Consider the following 18,306-nt stretch of genomic DNA (forward strand, 5'->3'; position numbering starts at 1 on the left):
CCTCCCTCCTTAATTTGGCAAATCTTAAAGTACCTCTTTTGCTCTTGCAACAATTTGTTCTGTGGTGATACCTACACCAGGACGGAACAAAGGTACAATTTCAGCAGTTGCACCGTAAATGGCATCCTTGACCAGTTTGGCCAACTGACCCTGGGCGGACTCAGCAATCAGCAGTTTTTTGGTTTTGTTAGCAATGACCTTGAGCTGCTCCGCAGGGAAGGGGCGGAGGGTAATGGGACGGAAGAAACCTACCTTGTAGCCCTCTTCTCTTAATTCTTTTACGGCATCCCGTACGCCACGGAAAACCACGCCGTGAGCTACGATTACCAGATCAGCATCTTCTACATTATCCTGAGCATATTCAATGACCTCAGGAGCCATTTTTTCGTAATCGGTAATGTGCTGTTGCAGAACTTCAAATAGCTCTTCTTCGGTGTTATAGGTGTTACGGTAATGGCCAGGCTCACGGTCTACACCGGGGGTACCTGGTTTCCCAACATATTTTTCAGAGGGTACCCTTACATAACCTCTTTCCTCAGGATCGTACAGAGTTACAGATTCACGTAATTTTGCTTGATAACCATCGCCCAGCACAAAGGTGGGGAAACGATATTTCCACGCAGTATTAAAGGCTTTCAGTGTATAGTCAAATAGTTCTTGGTGGTTGCTGGGGGAATAGACAATACGTATTCCCTCACCGTTACCACCTTGGGTAGTCATAGTAACTTCCTGCTGGGAGTAAATAACTGTCGCAGTGGACGGACCACCGCGTTGCTGAACAATGGTTACGACTGGCAGTCGCATCATTTCAGCCATGGACATGGGTTCCTGCATCAGTGTGTTACCAGGACCGGCGGTGGCGGTAAAAGCCTTCAGACCTGCTAAAACACCACCCACTGTGGTAAAACCAGCAGAGAGCTCGTCTTCGGTTTGCAGGAATTTACGGCCATACTTGGGGATTTGACGGGTCCAGTAGTGCATAATTTCGTTCTGCGGGGTAATGGGATAGCCGTACATAATATCGGCACCTGCTGCTAAACAAGCCCAGGCAACTACCTCGTTACCAGTCATGAACACCCGTTTTTCTCCTGTAATGGGTTTTTCAGACATGATAGATACCACACCTCCTATTTTAGTAAAAGTTCTTTTTAGGAAACAAACCTCTTATAGCTTTATAGATTTAGAATATTCTCTGTATTTACTGAATTTTCCTTCTTTATAAATATGTATACTTTATTTAATATGTCAAATTTTCTAAAAATACGACATTTTTTACATATATTAAAACAATTCTTTACAAAAAGGTTGTTCTAATCACCCCTTTGGACCATACCAATTGACCGAAATTACATATATTACCAATTGTTTACCTGTCAAAAAATATCATAGATAACAAAACTGTTAATATTAATAAAATGTCACAATGTCGTGACAAAATCGTTCACATATAAACTTATTTTTGTTGTTTCCTAAAACAAAGTTCTAAAAAGGAGGGGAAAAATGAGCAGGGGCAAACTAAAGAAGGTTTTTCCGGGAGGTAATACCTGCCGTGGTTTTTTTTCATACTATGACAATATTATTAACCTGGATGCAACTAGAATCTTCGTTATAAAGGGTGGTCCTGGCGTTGGTAAATCTACATTTATGAGATACATCGGAGAAAAAATGTTGGACTTAGGCTATGATGTTGAATATCATTGTTGTTCATCGGATAACGGTTCATTGGACGGAGTATGCATTCCCTCCATTGGCGTAGCACTTTTAGACGGCACCGCCCCCCATGTGGTAGATCCCAAAAACCCAGGTGCTGTGGATGAAATTATCCATCTGGGAGACTACTGGAATGAAGATAGCCTGCGGCAAAATAAAGAAGCCGTCCTTAAATCCAATGCCAGGGTTGGTCGACTCTTTAAGATTGCCTACCACCAATTGGCCGAAGCTAAGGCTATAAAGGATGAATTAGACAGCTACTATAACGAAGCCATTAATATGGCCGGTGTCAACGGTGTAATTCATGACATTACCAAAGATATTCTGGATGATGCTCAATTCCAGTTTATATCAAAACCCCGGCAACGACATCTGTTCGCCACCGCCTTTACTCCCAAAGGTCAGGATCATCATCTGGAAACGGTGTTAGACGGTATTAAAAATCTCTACTTCATTACAGGGGATGCCAGTGCCGCCGCCTCAGAGGCAATAGGCACCATTGCCCAGGCCCTTTACATTCACGGGTTGGATACCGAAGTTTACCACTGCGCCTTTGAGCCAACCAAAGTCGACCTGTTAGTGGTACCGGACTTACAAATTGCAGTATTAAAGGATATTCCCGGTATTAACCTTAAAATCCAGGATATCCCCGGCCTGAAGAAAGTAAAATTTAAAGACCTTGGGCAGTATCTAGATCCAAAGCTTTTATCTGTCTATGATAAGGAAATTAAGTGTGCCTTTGAAAGACTTCATTCTGCCATCGGCAGGGCTACCTCTTACATTGCGGCTGCCAAGGCTGAGCACGATGTGATGGAAGAGTACTATATTCCTGCCATGGACTTTGATGCCATTAATGTTAAGCGTGATGAGATTTTAGCAAGGATATTAAGATATGCGGAGGAGTTTAAATAACTCTATATTAAGGCAAAACCTCTCTGAGAAATCTCAGGGAGGTTTTCGTTTAGGTAAGCCACCGGTGATAGAATATCTCTTAATTTTAACTGAAAGGCCAAATTCTGTAACAATAAATCAAGCAATGTCGTCTTAAAATTATGAACAAGTATTCGTTTCAAGATCAGTATAAAGTTTGTGGGGAGGCTAAAACATGATATTAAACGAAAAGACTCAATATATACGAGGAATAGAATTAATACGGGAAGAAATAGATTCCTTTAAAAAATATCCTTATTGTTTGCCTGCGGTCAAGACTCTAAGTACATTGGATTTTCACCCAAGAGTGACATTTATAGTTGGAGAAAATGGGACCGGTAAATCTACTTTACTAGAAGCAATTGCAATTGCCTTTGGTTTTAATCCAGAGGGTGGCACAAAAAATTTTACTTTTTCAACTAACAATACCCATTCCGATTTACACAAGTGTATTAAGCTGGTTAAGGGGTTCAAAAGACCTGAAGATGGCTTTTTTCTGCGGGCTGAAAGTTTCTATAATGTTGCCTCAAATATTGACGAACTTGACAAGTCCGGCCTTGGTAATAAAATAATAAACTCTTATGGTGGTCGTTCATTACATGCCCAATCCCATGGTGAATCCTTTTTTGCCACTTTTATAAATCGTTTTTACGGAAAGGGGCTGTATCTATTAGATGAACCTGAGGCAGCGTTATCACCCTCCAGGCAAATGGCCCTAATCTCTAGAATTCATGATCTGGTCCAAAAGGCATCTCAATTTATTATTGCCACTCATTCGCCCATTATCATGGCCTACCCGGACGCCATAATCTTACAATTAAAGGATACCTATGAATTGGTTGAATATACCGAGACAGAGCATTATCAAATCACTCGGCAATTTTTAAACAATACAGAAAGAATGTTAAATATATTAATGCAACCATAATTTCCTTCCCTTTTGACAGTATAAAAATTAGAAAAACTTGGCTTCGCCAAGTCTTTAGACGTCGGCGGAGCCTTAGTTTGCCCTTATGCATATCGGAAAGTTTTATACTTTCTGATATGCTAAGAAAGCCGGGCAGTTAGCCACGACTTTTTATTTTATATTTACTTTATATTATAAACCTCTTGAATATCAATAATACCCTTTCTGTATTGATCAACCTCATCTGTTAACTTAAAATTGTTTTTCTTTAATACAACCAGATAGTCTTTAATTTTTTTACCAAGATCACTTTCTGTATCCATAGCTACATTTAAATAGCTATTTTTTAGTTTTTCATTAAGAAAAGTGGTATCAACGACAAAAGCAGGAGAGTTATCCAGTCCATAAATATAGGCAGCTGCATACCACCCATACCATTGTTTTATCTCTTTGTACTTTACAGATTTTGGATAGGACTGTAAGTATTTCTCTGACTTCACTGCCCTCTTATACACCTCGTCCCAGGAGACATTTAAGCCGGCATCCACAGAGAAGGGGTTTTCAGATTCTATTGCCATAATCTCAAAATAGTCTTTAATTTCATCCGTAAGGTATTTGCCATATTGTTGATAGGCCATTTCATAGTTAATAATTGGATAAACAGAACCCTCCGGGCAGATAAACTTATAACCCATGGCTAGATTATCTTCAAATAGTTTTTTAAGGTCTTCATCTTTTAACTGCTGTATGGAGGAAGTAACAAGGCTACCATTTTTAAATGTTAGACTACCTTCTTGCATACTTTTTAGTAATCTTAGCTCAATCTCGAAAAAACCTTTTTGTCGCTGTTCAAGGTTCTTCTGCTGTACGCTTTCCAAACCCAAAACCATTTGAGAAGCGTTTTCCTTAGAGACAAGGGAAATGTTTTTGTTAATAAAGTCAATGACTTCTCTTTCAGCACCATTTTCCTGCAGTATTTGATTAAAACCATTCATTATTTCATTTTGTTTTGCTTCGGATTGAACACCTACCTCTTGCTTTGTTTCCTTTGGTGCAGGTTGCTTGTTGGCTTGTTCTGTTCCCTTTGAGCAACCTGTGAAAAGGATGGAGAAAATCATCAATGCAACAAACATTTTCTTCAAATAATCCACTTCCTTTTAAAGTTGTTATAAATATAAAATATATCTAATTGTAGAACGATCCAGGCTCAAAAATCGTAACAAAAAGGTTACAAATTAATATGTTTCCTGTCTTAGCATTTAAATGGTGTTTTTTAACTTTTTTGTAACCCTTTTTATCCTCTAACCCTTTATCCTTATCTTATAATTAATTTAGAGTTATTAAGGAGCATTCCTGTAAGGAAATAAAATGGTCTTTGTAAAAGAAAAGCACCTCCTGTAATATACTGGGTGTCGAGCTATCTAGGCGACCGACCCCTAATTTAATCACACAGGAGGTACTTCAAAATGAATTATAAACAAAAACAAAGAATTGAGCAACTCACTGAATCAACTTTAATTATTGGAGCCGATATTGCCAAATCTAAACACGTGGCACGTGCCCAGGATTTTAGGGGTATCGAGTTGGGGAAACGCTTGGTCTTTGACAACACTAGGGCGGGCTTAACCAAGCTGATGCATTGGATTAGAACCTTGATGGTAGAGCACGGTAAGGATCATGCTCTGGTAGGTATCGAACCCACAGGACACTACTGGTTACCAATGGCTGAGTTTTTGCGCAAAGAAGGTGTACCAGTTGTAGTTGTAAATCCGTTGCATGTTAAGAGAAGCAAGGAATTAGATGATAACTCGCCCACAAAGAACGACATCAAAGATGCAAGGGTAATTGCCCAATTAGTAAAAGATGGCCGTTACTCAGAACCCAACTTACCCACAGGTGTCTATGCGGAACTGCGGGTGGGAATGGTTCAAAGGGACCGTCTTAATCAAGACCTTAACCGAGTAAAAGGTAGAATCCACAACTGGCTTGACCGGTACTTCCCCGAGTACACAAGTGTTTTCAAAGATTGGGAAGGCAAAGCATCCTTGATGATATTAAATACTTGTCCACTCCCCCGGGAAGTCATCAAAACAGGCACAGAGGCAATTGTAACCCTGTGGAAAACTGAGATTAAACGGGCAGTTGGTATAAAAAGAGCTAACAAACTAATGCAGGTTGCTAGAGAATCCATCGGACTATCCACAGGGATAGAGTTTGCCCGTCATGAAATAAGGATGCTACTTGAACAATATGACATCCTGTGCAAACAGATGGAAATCCTGATGGAAGCAGTTCAAGAGTTACTGCAACAAATACCTGGAAGCACAGAAATGATGACCATTCCAGGAGTCGGTTTGGTTACAGTAGCCGGATTTCTTGCAGAAGTAGGCGACTTAAAAGGATATGAACATGGGCAACAAATCATAAAGTTGGCGGGCCTAAACCTAAAAGAGAACAGTTCTGGTAAACACAAGGGACAATCACGAATCAGTAAACGGGGGCGCCCCCGGCTGCGGGCCTTGTTATTTAAGACTGTGTTAGTCATGGTTGCAAAAAACCGAGAGTTTAAGGCCATCCACCAATATTTAATAACAAGGCATGGAAATCCCTTAAAGAAAAAGCAATCCATAGTTGCCCTCTGTGGAAAATTGATTCGTATTTTGTTCACCATAGGCAGTAAACAAACTCCATATGACGCGGAGCAAGTATTAGGCGTTGTACGCCAAGAGCAATTACAGGAAGCTGCTTAAAAGGCTATTAAATATTAACACTTATTCACAATGAATTGGATAGACAAACGAAGCACGGAGAAGCCGGGAACTAATATTTCCATACGGGCATGACCCAGCAAAGGAGCATACCTGGCCTCCACCCCTTGAGAGGTAGAACGAAGGAATGTAAGGGCCATATATTGGACCCCGTGAGACGTGGGAGGGTAAACCACAAGGGTACATGTGGAGATCCATTGTGCAACCATAATCTGTAAAATTAGGCGTAGCCTTTGATTGGCTACACCCCCACCAACCATATAATGTAATTTATTTAAAATTATTCCTTTGAACCTTGTTTGTATGTGCTTGAAATTGTAAGAATGAGTGAGTAAATGAAAGAAAAATTTATTTTATTGAGGGAGGCAGTTTAAATCATGAAAAAAGTTATAACCATTGGAATTGTAGGTGGTTTACTCTTTGCTACCGCATCCTATGCATTGGCATCCACTAGTCTACCAATGCCCACTGTAAATAAAGTAGCCTTCAGCCAAGCTGAACAAATCCCTGCCATTAACTTTACACCCAAAATTATAAAAAGCACCAGTGAATCACTGGAATTGGATCTGAAAATACCGATGCTGACGGGCCTAAAAAACATTGAACTTCAGAATAAAATAAACAACTTAATTTTAAATCAAGCTATGGAGCAAAAAAGCAACCTGGAAAAAGAAGCACTGGAATATGTCCAGGAAGCAAAGAAAGAAGGTTGGCCCATTCGTCCTTACCAGTTCCTACTGGATTATACCCTGCTGGAAAAAGAAGACATCCTCTCCTTTGCCGTAAAAAATTATGTCTACACCGGTGGAGCCAACGGCATGTACACCATTGATTATTACAACATGGACCTTTCCAAGAACGAGCTTTTTACCCTAAAGGATTTATTCAAAGAAAATGTCAATTATAAAGACTTTCTGAATAAGAAAATTAAAAGACAGATTGCAATACAGGAAAAATTTGAGGATAAAACATTTTTTTCTGGTGATATGGGATTTACATCCATCTCTGACTCCCAATCCTTTTATATAAAAGATGGTCAGCTTGTAATTTGCTTCGGGCTTTATGAAATTGCCCCAAGGTCAACGGGCATTGTGGAAATAAAAGTCCCAGTCAAAGAGCTTAAGGGATTGTTAAAGGATCAATACTTTAACTTACTGGGCCTTAATACCGAAGCAGTTTATGAAACAGTCGATGGGTTTATTAAAAAGGAAAATGTTGAGGTATATTTCCCACAAATTAAAAATTTTAAAGGCCAGTTGATTATGGATTACATAAACCAGGATTTAAAAAATGTCTTAGAACCTGCTATGCGGGAAGCTACGCCTCAGTCAAAATTAAATGTTGACTATGAAATAACCCGTCAGGATGAGAATATTTTAAGTGTGGTATTTAAGGGAGCCCAACAATGGGAAGGCGGGCAGTACAAAATCTTAAAAGCTCAGAATTTTGATTTGAAAACCGGTAACCAAATATCCGCCAAGAATCTGATTAAAAAAGATGAGACCTCACAAAGGGCCATCAATCAGTTGTTAACAGAAGCTACTAAGAATAACACCTCACTAAAAAAACCCTTTGCTGGTTTTGGAGATTGGATGGGTGTATATTTTACCGATAAAAATTTAGTCTTCCATTATATAGAGGATGATTCAGCAACGGATTATGTTCAGCTGGAGATTCCCCTAGAGAAGGTACAACCCTATCTTAATACCTCCTTTGGAGAAATGCCCGTTAGTTAGACTTAATGATAACCTTTGTTACTTAAATATAGAAACCGCCCCAAGGGGCGGTTTCTATATAGTCTTCAACAGACCCACCACCTGCTCGGCTGCCTCCATCACCGTTTCCGGCAAAGAGGGATGAGCATGGATAGTTTCGGCCATATCTTCTGCGGTGGCTCCTAGCTTTATGGCCAGGGTTGCCTCCGAGATCAGGCTGGTTGCCTGTGGACCCAGGATATGAACACCTAGTATTTTGCCATTTTCCACATCGGCAATAATTTTAACCAGTCCCTTGTTCTCGCCCATGGCCAGTGCTTTGCCACTGCCGGTAAATTGGGACTTGCCCACAACCACCTGGATACCTTGCTCCTTTGCCTGGGCTTCGGTGATCCCCACCGAGGCCAACTCCGGTGAAGTGTAAATGCAACTGGGGACTACAGCATAATCCATCTCTTTATGGCCGCCCATGGCGTTTGCTGCGGCCACTATACCCTCGGTGGATGCCACATGGGCCAACAAAATACCTCCTGTGGCATCCCCAACGGCATAAATATTGGGCACGTTGGTTTCCATATAGGTATTGACCACAATTCTTCCTCTTTCGATTTGAATGCCTATTTCTTCTAAGCCAAGGTTTTCCACATTGGGCCTGCGTCCCACCGCTACTAGAACCTTATCAACCCTAAATTCCTGGATGCCCTTTGGTGTATCTACATTAACCAAAAGCCCTTCCTCAGAGTTGTTAACTCCAGATACCTTGGCACTGGTGAGAATCGATATTTTTTCCCGTGTCATCAGTTGTTTTAACCCATTACTTACTTCTTCATCAGCAAAGGGTAAAATTCTGTCCATTGCCTCAACCAGTGTAACCTTTGCCCCCAGCTTATGATAAATGCTTGCAAATTCTACTCCAATGGCGCCCCCGCCGATGATTAACAGGCTGCCGGGAACATCACTTAACATCAATGCGTGGTTGCTATTAATGATTTTTTCGCCATCTGTCTCCAACCCCGGTATAACTGCCGGGCGGGACCCGGTAGCAATGATAATTTTTTGGGTTCTAAGAATCACCTGCTTAGATGGGTTAGAAACCGTTATTTCATTGGCACCGGTTATTTTTCCCTCTCCTTGGAAAACAGATATTTTACCGCTTTTCATGAGAAACTCAACGCCGGTATTGAGGCGCTTAATCACTGCCTGCTTCCGGTTAATAAGTTTTTCTAAAGCTACTTCGGGAACTCCTACTTCCACACCAAAATCCTTTGCCTTTTTAACTGTTTCCAATACTTCCGTGGATTTTAACAATGTCTTGGTGGGAATGCAGCCCTGATTCAGGCAGGTACCTCCCAAAGCTTCCTTTTCAACCAGAGCTACCCTGCCCCCCAGGGCTGCCGCCCTGGCGGCGGCGGTATATCCACCGGGGCCGCCGCCAATGACAACCACATCAAAAGTTTCGTTAGTCATCTAACCAATAAGCCTCCTTTGGGTCTGTTAGTTGGCATCCTGCTTGGGTTGATATTCATGCACGGTGCCATTGATCTCAAAGGAATAGGTGATTTTTGCCACTTTATTCATCATGTTAGCTGCCGAACAATAGACCTGCTCCGCCAGTTGCAGGGCCTTGTTTACTTTCTCCACAGGGACATTTTCACCTGTAAAGCGATAGATGACCTGAATGTCTCCAAAAACCTTGGGATGATCTTCAACTCTGTTACCTGTCACTTCTATTTTTAGCTCGTCAAAGGTCACTCGCATTTTATTGAGAATATGGGTAACTTCAATCCCTGTGCAACCACCCAGAGACATTAACATTAACTCCATCGGTCTTACCCCTTGGCCCTGACCACCATATATTTCTGCTGCATCCATGGGAATTGCTATACCGCTATCATCGGCACCTACAAATTTCATATTTCCTTCCCAGTTAATATGAACTTTCGACATATGTGTCCTCTCCTTTTATGCCAAATTTTTATGAACTTAAGCTTCTTGGGTTTTCAGAGATTTTACTGAACTTTTATCTTCGATGGGTGATGTTACAGATATGGTCATGATGAAGATACCGGCCACAACCGTGAAGCATGCCAGGCCCAGTAAACCTTTGGTAAATAACCAATTGAAGGCAGTTGCAATGGATATAAGAGACAGACCGCCAAGGGCAACTGCTACCATTGCTACATTTTTGCGCACTGTAGTAAGCTCACCGCCTACCCTAAATTTGCCGGATTGCTCCACTAGGGTAACCACTAGCATGGTAAGCATATTTAAGGACATACCAAAGAATACAGGGTGAACATTTAAGTAGAACTTAGCAGGATCCCAGTTACCCAGGGCATACCAGCTTAGGCCTGAGACGAAGCCCACTGCCAGGGAAAGGGATGCAGCCCGTTTGGTAGCCAGTGGCCAGAAGAGTGCTGCAACCACCGGGGCAAAGGTGGCACCATTGCGCAGGGTCCAGGCAAATACATTCCACCAGGCAGCCTGCTCGCTGCGCAGGTAGCCCAGAATAATCATGAGGGCTGTCAGAATAACCAGCGACCACTTTGTATAAGTTACTTTTTGCGTGTCAGTAAGGCTCGGGTTAATGGCCCCGGTTACGTCACGACCTAAACTGGTGGAACCAGAGAACTGGCAGGAAGCCCCCCAACCCAGGGCGCAGGACCAAATGCCCAGGAAGAACAAACCAACCAGCGGCGCCGGTAAAACCGTTGCCATATATTGTGGAACGGCCACCATGCCACGGGCACCATCCGGTACAACGGCTGCAGCAGCCAGACCGAAAAGAACACCAAAGAAAACAAAGAAAATGTTTGCTCCAAAGGCCATCAGCATGCCTTTACGTCCTTCTTCTGGTGTCCGGCAGGACAGGGCCATTTGGAATGCAGCCTGAGCCAGTAATACGTTAATCATGAAGGTTGCAAACCAGGAAATAATCACCTGCAGCCCCACCGCTGTGCTATCAAACATAGCAGGCTTAACCTCTGCCAGGTGCCTTAATCCTTCAATGCCAGGGTTAATGAAAAAGGCTGTTACACCAATAATAAACATCAGAAAGAACATAATGGCGTTAGCGGTTTGTGTCATAACAACCGACCACATGCCGCCGGCCTGCAGGTAAATCAAAAGCAAGATCGCCACAAAGGCAACAGATGTGGTAATGGGAATATTGGTGAATGCACTAACCGCCGAAGCAAAGGACAATGCTGTGGCCACGGACCACATGGGGAAGGTAAAGGCCGTAATGGTGCCGGCCACTCCCATTGCCATACGACCAAAGGAATCGCCAATCAAACCACTTACCGTAACCATCATGCGTTTACGGAAGGTTCCAATTAGAAGAATTGCAATAATAAGGACGTGCAACATCTCCGCTACACCGTACCAACCTGCAGAAATCCCTTTTAGATAAGATAATTCCATAATGGAAATAAAAGATGAACCTGAAAATAAGCCCGTTATACAAACAAATACCATCCAGGGTTTAAAGTTACGTCCACCAACCCAGTAGCTTTCACCACTGGTGGCTTTTTTTCTTACTATGTTTCCTAGAATAATCAGGATGGCTGTATAGGCCACTGCCAGCCCGATTATCCAAGCCCCATAAGCACTCATAGCATCTTCCTCCTTCAATTGTTAGTTTCTCAAAAGTCTTAACTAGTAATCTCTTATTATTACCCTACCACCGCCCCATGACACAGGTTTAGCGCGCTTGTTCTAGTTATTACTTTTGCAATGATCGTGCCAATGCCTAAATCCCCTAATAACCTATGACATCAAAAAAGCATGGTGTTGTAATGCACCATGCTTTTTTGATGTCGTATATAGGACGTAGCCAAAAACCTTTTATTCCATTTGTCACAAGCTGGTACATTTTTGTACCAGCTTGGATTGATTCCGCACCACCATAAGCTATTCCTCAACGGAGATACCCAGAGCCCTAGCTTTACGTAATAAAGTAGAATGGGCTACACCCAGCGCATCTCCAGCACGCCTCAAACTTCTATATTGTTTCAAGGCCTTTACGATTAGCTCGCTTTCAACCTGTTCTCTGGCCTCCTTTAAAGGAATGATCTCATCAATGGATATTTGCAGAGGACTGGTTGATGGTTTGCCAAAAAATGTTGGAGGCAATTGATCTGGGTAAATGGTTTCCTGTTCTGACATAATTATCAACCGTTCCACCAAATTAGCCAGTTCTCTGATGTTGCCGGGCCAAGGGTACTGCTCAAAAAGTTTGAATACTTCGGAAGAAAAAAGTCTGTGAAAGTTATATTTATTGTTAAATTTTTCTAAAAAATGCATGCTTAGAGGCAAAATATCACTTTTTCGTTCTCGTAGGGGTGGAATATGAATGGGTACAACATTCAAACGGTAAAACAAATCTTCCCTAAATTTCTTTTCTGCAATCATTTGCTCTAAATTTTTATTAGTGGCAGCAAGAATACGTACATTTAATTTAACAGCAGTTCGTCCTCCAATGCGGTAAATTTCCTGCTCTTGAAGGGCTCTCAGCAACTTAACCTGGAGGTTCAAAGGCAAGTCCCCTACCTCATCCAGCAGCAGTGTACCCCCGTTGGCCAATTCCATCATACCGGGTTTTCCTTCTTTATTGGCTCCGGTAAAGGCTCCCTTTTCATAACCAAATAGTTCCGATTCTAAAAGGTGTTCAGGAATAGCGCCACAATTTATTTCAATAAAAGGCCCCTCTGCCCTGGGGCTGTTGCGATGAATGGTCCTGGCAATCACTTCTTTTCCCACTCCGGATTCACCTGTAATCAACACGGTTGAATCCACCTCAGATACCCGTAGGGCCTTTTTTACAACCCGTTCCATGGCAGTGTCGTGAAAGATCAAATCCTTTTGGTTCTTAGTCCGTAAGGATTTTAATTCCTCGGAATACCGAGCTGATTGCAGCCTTAATTGGTTTAACTCTGTGAAGTCATGTAGGCTGATCACCACATGAACCGGGCTGTTTTGATCATCTAAAATAGGTGAACCAGTAATGGTCAACTCACTGAGATTCTCTCCCTGATAACGGGCAAAGGCCACTTTTCCCTGTTGCATAACCTCTTGAAACACTTTTATCACGTCGTCGTGACAGTCAAGGGGTATCTGTTCCAAGGAAGTTCCTGCAGGGTCATGGGAGGAATCCTGCAGTCTAAAATAACTGCTGTTGACCATTTGAACAACTCCTTGGCTATCCACCACAATGATCCCATCATAGGAAGCCTCAATGATGCTTCTAAGCCTTTGATTGGTTTCAAAGGCTTCAGCCAATTTATCCTCGGTATTTTCCAAGGCCCTATGAACTTTATTGATGAGATCAATTCTTGTTAAGACCCCTGTTAGTTTCTGCTTTTGATTAAAGATTACAAGTCGATCGATGGGTTTATGACAGATTTCACTAAAGCAGGTATCTTCATCAATAATCTGCAAGTTACGATCCATAACCACATCCACACGGGTTGCAAAGGTTGCTCCGTTTTCTAAGGCCTCCAATAACCGAAAAACGGTTAAGATTCCCACCACATTGTTTTCATCATCAACAATGGGAGCACAGTTCACTTTAGTTTGTTTATAGACCTCACTGGCATCTCGCAGTGTTTTACTACGATGCAGCGTCCGAGGATTCTCTAACATAACCTGCTTAACTTTCATTAAATTCTCCTCCAAAACAAAAGACATCGTTAGCATTCCTAATTATAACCTTCAGTTTACCATAAGATAAAACAAAAAGGCTATGCATGGAATGATAACCATGTCTTTGAATGAAGTCAATTTTAGAGGTACGTCATAATGCAATTACTACTTTATTTTACAAATTCTAGATATTCTTCCTCTGTCATTAAATCATCCAATTCAGCAGGATTTTCCGCTTTCAGTTCAGCAATCCAGGCTTCTCCCTCAGGGTCCCGGTTTAAACGCTCCGGTTCATCCCCCAGCACTTCATTGACAGCTAACACTTCTCCAGTAACCGGGGCATAGATATCTGAAGAGGATTTCACAGACTCCACCACCGTCATGGGTTCCCCGGCAGTGGTTTGTTCTCCCACCGTAGGCAGTTCTAAATACACAATATCCCCTAATTGCTCTGCGGCAAATTTGGTAATGCCCATGCGTCCCTTATGGCCTTCTACCTCTATCCATTGATGCTCTTTACTGTATTTTTTCATTTTTGTACCTCCAGGCTGATTAATTTTTTAAAACATTTGTTGCAATTGTCATGCCAATGTCCAATGGACTTAGTCAGCTTCGTTATTCCAGTCGACACATGGGGATAGTTTACTTTCTCATATGCCTGATATTAACCGAATGATGGTGTACAATTGCACCATTGTCTGGTTAAATCTTCTTGGTTCCTTTGTTTGCTACTTTTCTAAAATGCACCAGCCTGGTGCAATAATGTACCATATTTAATTATATCCATCTACTTTCTCTAAAAGATAATAGATTACTTTTAGAAAAACTTGGCTTGCGCCAAAGCCTATACATAATTTTACCTGGTATGGAAAAAATACAATAAATTCTTCTAGTAACTAGGAGTTCTTATGTTATGTTTAATTTATTTTTGGATGGCTGTTCACAGTGTTGTTTTTCTTTTTAAGGATATGGATTTTAGTAATTTATTACCAATATTTGATCTTCCCTTAAAGGATTTCCTTCAGTCTGTCCATAGTACAGCTACATTTCCCTTTGGTGAGACCATCGCCTTTCTTATGATTTTTCCCTTTGTTAAGAAGACAGGTAATTTAACAAAACATGTCTTAATTTTCATGTTTATTGCTGGCATCTTCATTTCTTTGGTTGCTATACGTGATATCACTGCCCTGGGACCCATGGCTGAGATCGAATCCTTCCCCCCCTATAGAACTGTCCGTCTAATTGATATTGCCAATATCATTACTAGAATGGAAATCCTCCTGGCCATTAGTTTTTTGTTAGTGGGAGTTATCAAGATATTTGTATTATTTTATGGCGGCACACTGGGCCTGGCACAGTTATTTAAATTAAAGGCTTATTTGCCATTGGTATATCCTTTGGGAGCCATTATTACTCTAATGAGTTTAGTAAATTTTAATAGTTATTTGGGAGTTTAGCCTTTGCCATTGATGTTTACCCTTACTATAGTCTTTTGTTTCAGCTGGTTTTACCACTCATCTCCCTTATCGTAGCAATAATAAGAGGGGTGCCAAAAAAAGGGGCATCAAACCCATGATTTTTCTTTTGATTCTGACCTTTACTACCATGGCTTTTTTTGAAATTCCAGCACTGGTACAAAGACAGTATTGGCGAGAGTTAGTTGTGTTTTTATCCCTTTGGCTATTGGCCTTCGTATTAAGTATCCTTTATGCCCTCGGGATCCAATTGCCCAGCCCCGCAGCTTTGATTACAATTGTTGTTCAAGGCCTTCTTACCTAATTTAAACTACTTCTCATACCCTATAGGGCACGAGAGCCTTTAGGCGATAGCGATAGCGTAAGCCTTAGTTACCCTTATGCATGCAGGAAAGTTTTATACTTTCCTGCATGCATAAGGGCGTCTGTATAGACGCCTCTTAGTGTACCTTCGTAAATTGATGGAGTACAGGGCAATCATGACCAAGATACCGGATAATAAAGGAGAAATACGAAGCCGCGTGTTTAACCAGCCTATAACTGAACCAGCCAGTATGCCAGAAACCATTGCCAAAAAGGTACCTACCCAGGGATTATGACCTTCAAGAATGATACTGGCTGCCACGGCAGCTCCTAGTGTAAAGCTACCGTCCACTGTCAGGTCCGGAAAATCAAGGACCCTGAAGGTTAAAAAGACCCCCAGTACCATAACACCCCATAGTAAACCTTGCTCCCAAACGCCTAAGCCAATTGTTGTCATTTTTCCTCACCTATTTTATGGTTTTATTTGCCTTCGCTAGTACTTCTTTGGGAATAGTTAAGCCGATTCTTTCTGCAGCCTTAAGGTTCAGGATAATATCGGTCCCGACCTGGCCCTGAACAGCCATTTCTTGGGGTTTCTCACCCTTTAATATACGTAACGCCATTTCTCCGGTGGTATATCCCAACTGGTAGTAGTCAATCCCCACTGTGGCCAACGCACCCTGTTCAACAGAACTGCTCTCTCCGGTAAATATGGGAATTTTGTTTTCTTCCGCTACTTTGATAACAGCAGCTACCGAAGAAATAACCATGTTGTCCGTGGGCAGGTAGTAGGCATCCACTTTACCGACTAGTGACTGAGCTGCTTGCATAACTTCATTGCTGGCAGAGACCGATACTTTAACCAGTTCTAAATCAAGCTCCGGCACCACCTTGTCCGCTGCTTCAACTTGTACCGCGGAGTTAATTTCGCTGGAGTTATAGATAATGCCCACTCTCTTAGCAGAGGGAACAATATCTTTTATCAGCTTTAACTGATCCTTAACTGGGTTCATATCCGTGGTCCCAGTAACATTGGTGCCAGGCTGTTGTAAGTTCTTCACCAGTTTCGCGCTGATAGGATCAGTTACGGCAGTCATAAGAATGGGAATTTCACTGGTTTCATTGGCCATGGTCATAGCCGAAGGGGTAGCAATGGCAAGAATCACATCTTTCTTATCCTGCACAAACTTGCGGGCAATGGCCTGCAGGTTTCCCTGATCTCCCTGGGCATTTTGATAATCAGCAATGAGCTTTTGGCCCTCGGCATAGCCGCCTTCCTTTAGAGCATCCAAAAATCCCTGTCGTGCTGCATCTAAGGATGGGTGCTCCACAATTTGGATAATACCAAGATTTACTTTTTCAGCTTTTTCCTGTTCTTTAACTCCCTGAGAACTTCCACAACCGCTTAACCCGAGAAGGGATACAATTATTAATAGGGATAATAAGTATTTTTTCATTTTGTTTACCTCCAATATTTTTTTAAGATAACGAAAAGAGCAATACCAAACAATAAACCCTTTGAAAATTGCATCCCTCCTTTACTTCAAAAAATAAAAACTCTCCGTCCCTGAAAGGGACGGAGAGTTAATCCGCGATACCACCCAAATTGGCATAATAGCCCACCTCTACAAGGTACAGGAAATGACACGTACTAAATAAAAAAGCATTTCATCCTCGAAGGGACGAAATGCTTGATTTCGCGGTACCACCCTAATTGCTTAAATGCCGCTTAAAAGTACGGGATGTGTCACATCCGATACCTCTTCCCTTTTAACGGCGGGAATCCCCGGCTACACCTACTAATACAAACCTTCAGCACAGCAACTCCGGAGAGAACTTCAATCAACCATACCTTAAAGAAGCTTCCAGTCTGTGGCTTCTTCTCCCTGAAAGGCTGGGACTAATCTACTTTTCTCCATCATTGTCATTAACTTTTAATATTGAATATAAGGTTACCATAGGTATTTCTGTACGTCAATATGTATTTCCCCCCTACAAAGGACCATGATTTAAAGTTCTTTGAGAATTAGCTCCTCTAGCGGTATTTATGGTCTTGGTGCAGGATAATACTTAAACCCCGGCCTTTGCCGGGGTTTAAGTAGACATTATAAATAACATCCAAAACCTTTGAAGTTCCTTTAATCAGCTTGTCGTTAGTCTTCCTCTTCAATTGTCCACTCTTCCTGCCAATTCATAATTTTACTGATTCTAGCTGAGTTACTATTGATAAAATGTGTGGCAAACTTATCAGCATCTATTTCCGATGCCTCATCATCCTCAGTTAAAAAGTTGTTCTCAAATTGATACCTATGTCTTAGCTCATGGACCAAGGCATGCAAAGAATACAACTGTTTACTGTGAAAATCATCTCCATCATCGGTTTGTGCGAAGATGCAAAGGTAGGCTACGTCAGATTGAACATCATAGCTACCCTCTAGCTTCCCCATAAATTCCTCCAAGGAAAAATTAAAACACTTTGGAAAGAATTTTAAAATATCAAGCCTACTCTCATAAATAACTATTTTACCAGGTCGATAATCTGGGCCTAATATCTTAATAATACTTTTGATTTGTTTATTAGTGATATAGTTTTCATTATTTAGAATAAGCATTTCATTGCCCTTTTACATAAAGATTTTGTAATATGCCTACAAAATTGATCAGTGCCTTTTTTCTGGATGCCTGTGCCAGAATTTTACCAGTAATTTTTTATAGTGTCTACAAATAAAGCTAACTTTAATAGAAATTCAAAGAAAACTTGGCTTCCGCCATACACTATAGGGTACGAGAGCCTTTAGGAGATGGCGTAAGCCTTAGTTGCTTTTATGGCAAGTCGGAAAGTTTTATACTTTCCG

General features: G+C 41.5%; 17 protein-coding genes and 1 other annotated feature. Of the genes, 6 read left to right on the plus strand and 11 right to left on the minus strand.

Annotated features, from left to right (window positions below; all coding sequences use genetic code 11):
* Positions 1-24 precede the first annotated feature (24 nt).
* Entirely contained in the window at positions 25-1,110 is a 1,086-nt protein-coding gene (locus DRED_RS15065) for a transketolase C-terminal domain-containing protein (protein WP_011879124.1), read from the minus strand.
* 390 nt (positions 1,111-1,500) lie between these two features.
* Between DRED_RS15065 and DRED_RS15070 the strand changes: the two genes are divergently transcribed.
* Together DRED_RS15070 and DRED_RS15075 are read left to right on the plus strand one after the other, a co-directional pair.
* On the plus strand, positions 1,501-2,622 hold the full coding sequence (locus DRED_RS15070; RefSeq protein ID WP_011879125.1) for a PRK06851 family protein: 1,122 nt from the start codon (positions 1,501-1,503) through the stop codon (positions 2,620-2,622).
* A gap of 193 nt (positions 2,623-2,815) precedes the next feature.
* Positions 2,816-3,568 carry an AAA family ATPase gene (locus tag DRED_RS15075; protein WP_011879126.1) on the plus strand — a complete coding sequence of 251 codons (753 nt, stop codon included), beginning with the start codon at positions 2,816-2,818 and terminating at the stop codon, positions 3,566-3,568.
* Positions 3,569-3,729: 161 nt separating this feature from the next.
* Here the strand turns inward: DRED_RS15075 and DRED_RS15080 are convergent, their stop codons facing one another.
* A complete protein-coding gene (locus DRED_RS15080; protein WP_011879127.1) occupies positions 3,730-4,689 on the minus strand; it encodes a hypothetical protein in 960 nt (319 codons plus the stop codon).
* A gap of 324 nt (positions 4,690-5,013) precedes the next feature.
* Between DRED_RS15080 and DRED_RS15085 the strand changes: the two genes are divergently transcribed.
* Positions 5,014-6,297, plus strand: coding sequence for an IS110 family RNA-guided transposase (locus DRED_RS15085; RefSeq protein ID WP_011876735.1), 1,284 nt, complete (start codon positions 5,014-5,016; stop codon positions 6,295-6,297).
* A gap of 14 nt (positions 6,298-6,311) precedes the next feature.
* Here DRED_RS15085 and DRED_RS18875 read toward each other — a convergent pair whose 3' ends face one another.
* On the minus strand, positions 6,312-6,455 hold the full coding sequence (locus tag DRED_RS18875; RefSeq protein WP_156779556.1) for a hypothetical protein: 144 nt from the start codon (positions 6,453-6,455) through the stop codon (positions 6,312-6,314).
* Positions 6,456-6,692: 237 nt separating this feature from the next.
* Here DRED_RS18875 and DRED_RS15095 point away from each other — a divergent pair, with 237 nt between their 5' ends.
* Positions 6,693-8,051 (plus strand): PdaC/SigV domain-containing protein, encoded by a 1,359-nt coding sequence (locus DRED_RS15095; protein ID WP_011879128.1) that lies wholly within the window; start codon positions 6,693-6,695, stop codon positions 8,049-8,051.
* A gap of 54 nt (positions 8,052-8,105) precedes the next feature.
* Here the strand turns inward: DRED_RS15095 and lpdA are convergent, their stop codons facing one another.
* The 5 genes from lpdA to gcvH all read right to left on the minus strand — a co-directional run bounded on the left by lpdA (position 8,106) and on the right by gcvH (position 14,206).
* Positions 8,106-9,497: a dihydrolipoyl dehydrogenase gene (gene lpdA, locus DRED_RS15100; protein WP_011879129.1), complete on the minus strand. Its 1,392-nt coding sequence runs from the start codon at positions 9,495-9,497 to the stop codon at positions 8,106-8,108.
* A gap of 27 nt (positions 9,498-9,524) precedes the next feature.
* Complete coding sequence (locus DRED_RS15105; RefSeq protein WP_011879130.1) at positions 9,525-9,977, minus strand: OsmC family protein; 453 nt, start codon at positions 9,975-9,977, stop codon at positions 9,525-9,527.
* 36 nt (positions 9,978-10,013) lie between these two features.
* Positions 10,014-11,645 (minus strand): sodium:solute symporter family protein, encoded by a 1,632-nt coding sequence (locus tag DRED_RS15110; RefSeq protein WP_011879131.1) that lies wholly within the window; start codon positions 11,643-11,645, stop codon positions 10,014-10,016.
* A gap of 297 nt (positions 11,646-11,942) precedes the next feature.
* Positions 11,943-13,691 (minus strand): sigma 54-interacting transcriptional regulator, encoded by a 1,749-nt coding sequence (locus DRED_RS15115; RefSeq protein ID WP_041274669.1) that lies wholly within the window; start codon positions 13,689-13,691, stop codon positions 11,943-11,945.
* Between the two features lie 152 nt (positions 13,692-13,843).
* Positions 13,844-14,206 carry a glycine cleavage system protein GcvH gene (gcvH, locus tag DRED_RS15120; protein ID WP_011879133.1) on the minus strand — a complete coding sequence of 121 codons (363 nt, stop codon included), beginning with the start codon at positions 14,204-14,206 and terminating at the stop codon, positions 13,844-13,846.
* Between the two features lie 375 nt (positions 14,207-14,581).
* On the opposite strand from gcvH, the gene DRED_RS15125 reads away from it, so the two are divergent.
* Positions 14,582-15,130, plus strand: coding sequence for a GerAB/ArcD/ProY family transporter (locus DRED_RS15125; RefSeq protein ID WP_011879134.1), 549 nt, complete (start codon positions 14,582-14,584; stop codon positions 15,128-15,130).
* Positions 15,131-15,245: 115 nt separating this feature from the next.
* Complete coding sequence (locus DRED_RS15130) at positions 15,246-15,452, plus strand: hypothetical protein (RefSeq protein WP_011879135.1); 207 nt, start codon at positions 15,246-15,248, stop codon at positions 15,450-15,452.
* 93 nt (positions 15,453-15,545) lie between these two features.
* Here the strand turns inward: DRED_RS15130 and DRED_RS15135 are convergent, their stop codons facing one another.
* From DRED_RS15135 to DRED_RS19415, 3 genes are all read right to left on the minus strand, one after another.
* On the minus strand, positions 15,546-15,908 hold the full coding sequence (locus DRED_RS15135; protein ID WP_011879136.1) for an ABC transporter permease subunit: 363 nt from the start codon (positions 15,906-15,908) through the stop codon (positions 15,546-15,548).
* Positions 15,909-15,918: 10 nt separating this feature from the next.
* A complete protein-coding gene (locus DRED_RS15140) occupies positions 15,919-16,908 on the minus strand; it encodes an ABC transporter substrate-binding protein (RefSeq protein WP_011879137.1) in 990 nt (329 codons plus the stop codon).
* A gap of 218 nt (positions 16,909-17,126) precedes the next feature.
* Positions 17,127-17,382, minus strand: a binding site (T-box leader).
* A gap of 222 nt (positions 17,383-17,604) precedes the next feature.
* Positions 17,605-17,898: a hypothetical protein gene (locus DRED_RS19415; protein WP_238442540.1), complete on the minus strand. Its 294-nt coding sequence runs from the start codon at positions 17,896-17,898 to the stop codon at positions 17,605-17,607.
* Positions 17,899-18,306 lie beyond the last annotated feature (408 nt).

The organism is Desulforamulus reducens MI-1 (assembly GCF_000016165.1).
Lineage (GTDB): Bacteria > Bacillota > Desulfotomaculia > Desulfotomaculales > Desulfotomaculaceae > Desulfotomaculum > Desulfotomaculum reducens.

Bases quoted from the DNA above. Each gene is read 5' to 3' on its own strand.
- DRED_RS15125 (WP_011879134.1), top strand. From the start codon at position 14,582: ATGTTATGTTTAATTTATTTTTGGATGGCTGTTCACAGTGTTGTTTTT.
- DRED_RS15105 (WP_011879130.1), bottom strand. From the start codon at position 9,977: ATGTCGAAAGTTCATATTAACTGGGAAGGAAATATGAAATTTGTAGGT.
- DRED_RS15135 (WP_011879136.1), bottom strand. From the start codon at position 15,908: ATGACAACAATTGGCTTAGGCGTTTGGGAGCAAGGTTTACTATGGGGT.
- DRED_RS15130 (WP_011879135.1), top strand. From the start codon at position 15,246: ATGATTTTTCTTTTGATTCTGACCTTTACTACCATGGCTTTTTTTGAA.
- DRED_RS15095 (WP_011879128.1), top strand. From the start codon at position 6,693: ATGAAAAAAGTTATAACCATTGGAATTGTAGGTGGTTTACTCTTTGCT.
- gcvH (WP_011879133.1), bottom strand. From the start codon at position 14,206: ATGAAAAAATACAGTAAAGAGCATCAATGGATAGAGGTAGAAGGCCAT.
- DRED_RS15075 (WP_011879126.1), top strand. From the start codon at position 2,816: ATGATATTAAACGAAAAGACTCAATATATACGAGGAATAGAATTAATA.
- DRED_RS15070 (WP_011879125.1), top strand. From the start codon at position 1,501: ATGAGCAGGGGCAAACTAAAGAAGGTTTTTCCGGGAGGTAATACCTGC.
- DRED_RS19415 (WP_238442540.1), bottom strand. From the start codon at position 17,898: ATGGGGAAGCTAGAGGGTAGCTATGATGTTCAATCTGACGTAGCCTAC.
- DRED_RS15115 (WP_041274669.1), bottom strand. From the start codon at position 13,691: ATGAAAGTTAAGCAGGTTATGTTAGAGAATCCTCGGACGCTGCATCGT.
- DRED_RS15140 (WP_011879137.1), bottom strand. From the start codon at position 16,908: ATGAAAAAATACTTATTATCCCTATTAATAATTGTATCCCTTCTCGGG.
- DRED_RS15065 (WP_011879124.1), bottom strand. From the start codon at position 1,110: ATGTCTGAAAAACCCATTACAGGAGAAAAACGGGTGTTCATGACTGGT.
- DRED_RS18875 (WP_156779556.1), bottom strand. From the start codon at position 6,455: ATGGCCCTTACATTCCTTCGTTCTACCTCTCAAGGGGTGGAGGCCAGG.
- DRED_RS15085 (WP_011876735.1), top strand. From the start codon at position 5,014: ATGAATTATAAACAAAAACAAAGAATTGAGCAACTCACTGAATCAACT.
- lpdA (WP_011879129.1), bottom strand. From the start codon at position 9,497: ATGACTAACGAAACTTTTGATGTGGTTGTCATTGGCGGCGGCCCCGGT.
- DRED_RS15110 (WP_011879131.1), bottom strand. From the start codon at position 11,645: ATGAGTGCTTATGGGGCTTGGATAATCGGGCTGGCAGTGGCCTATACA.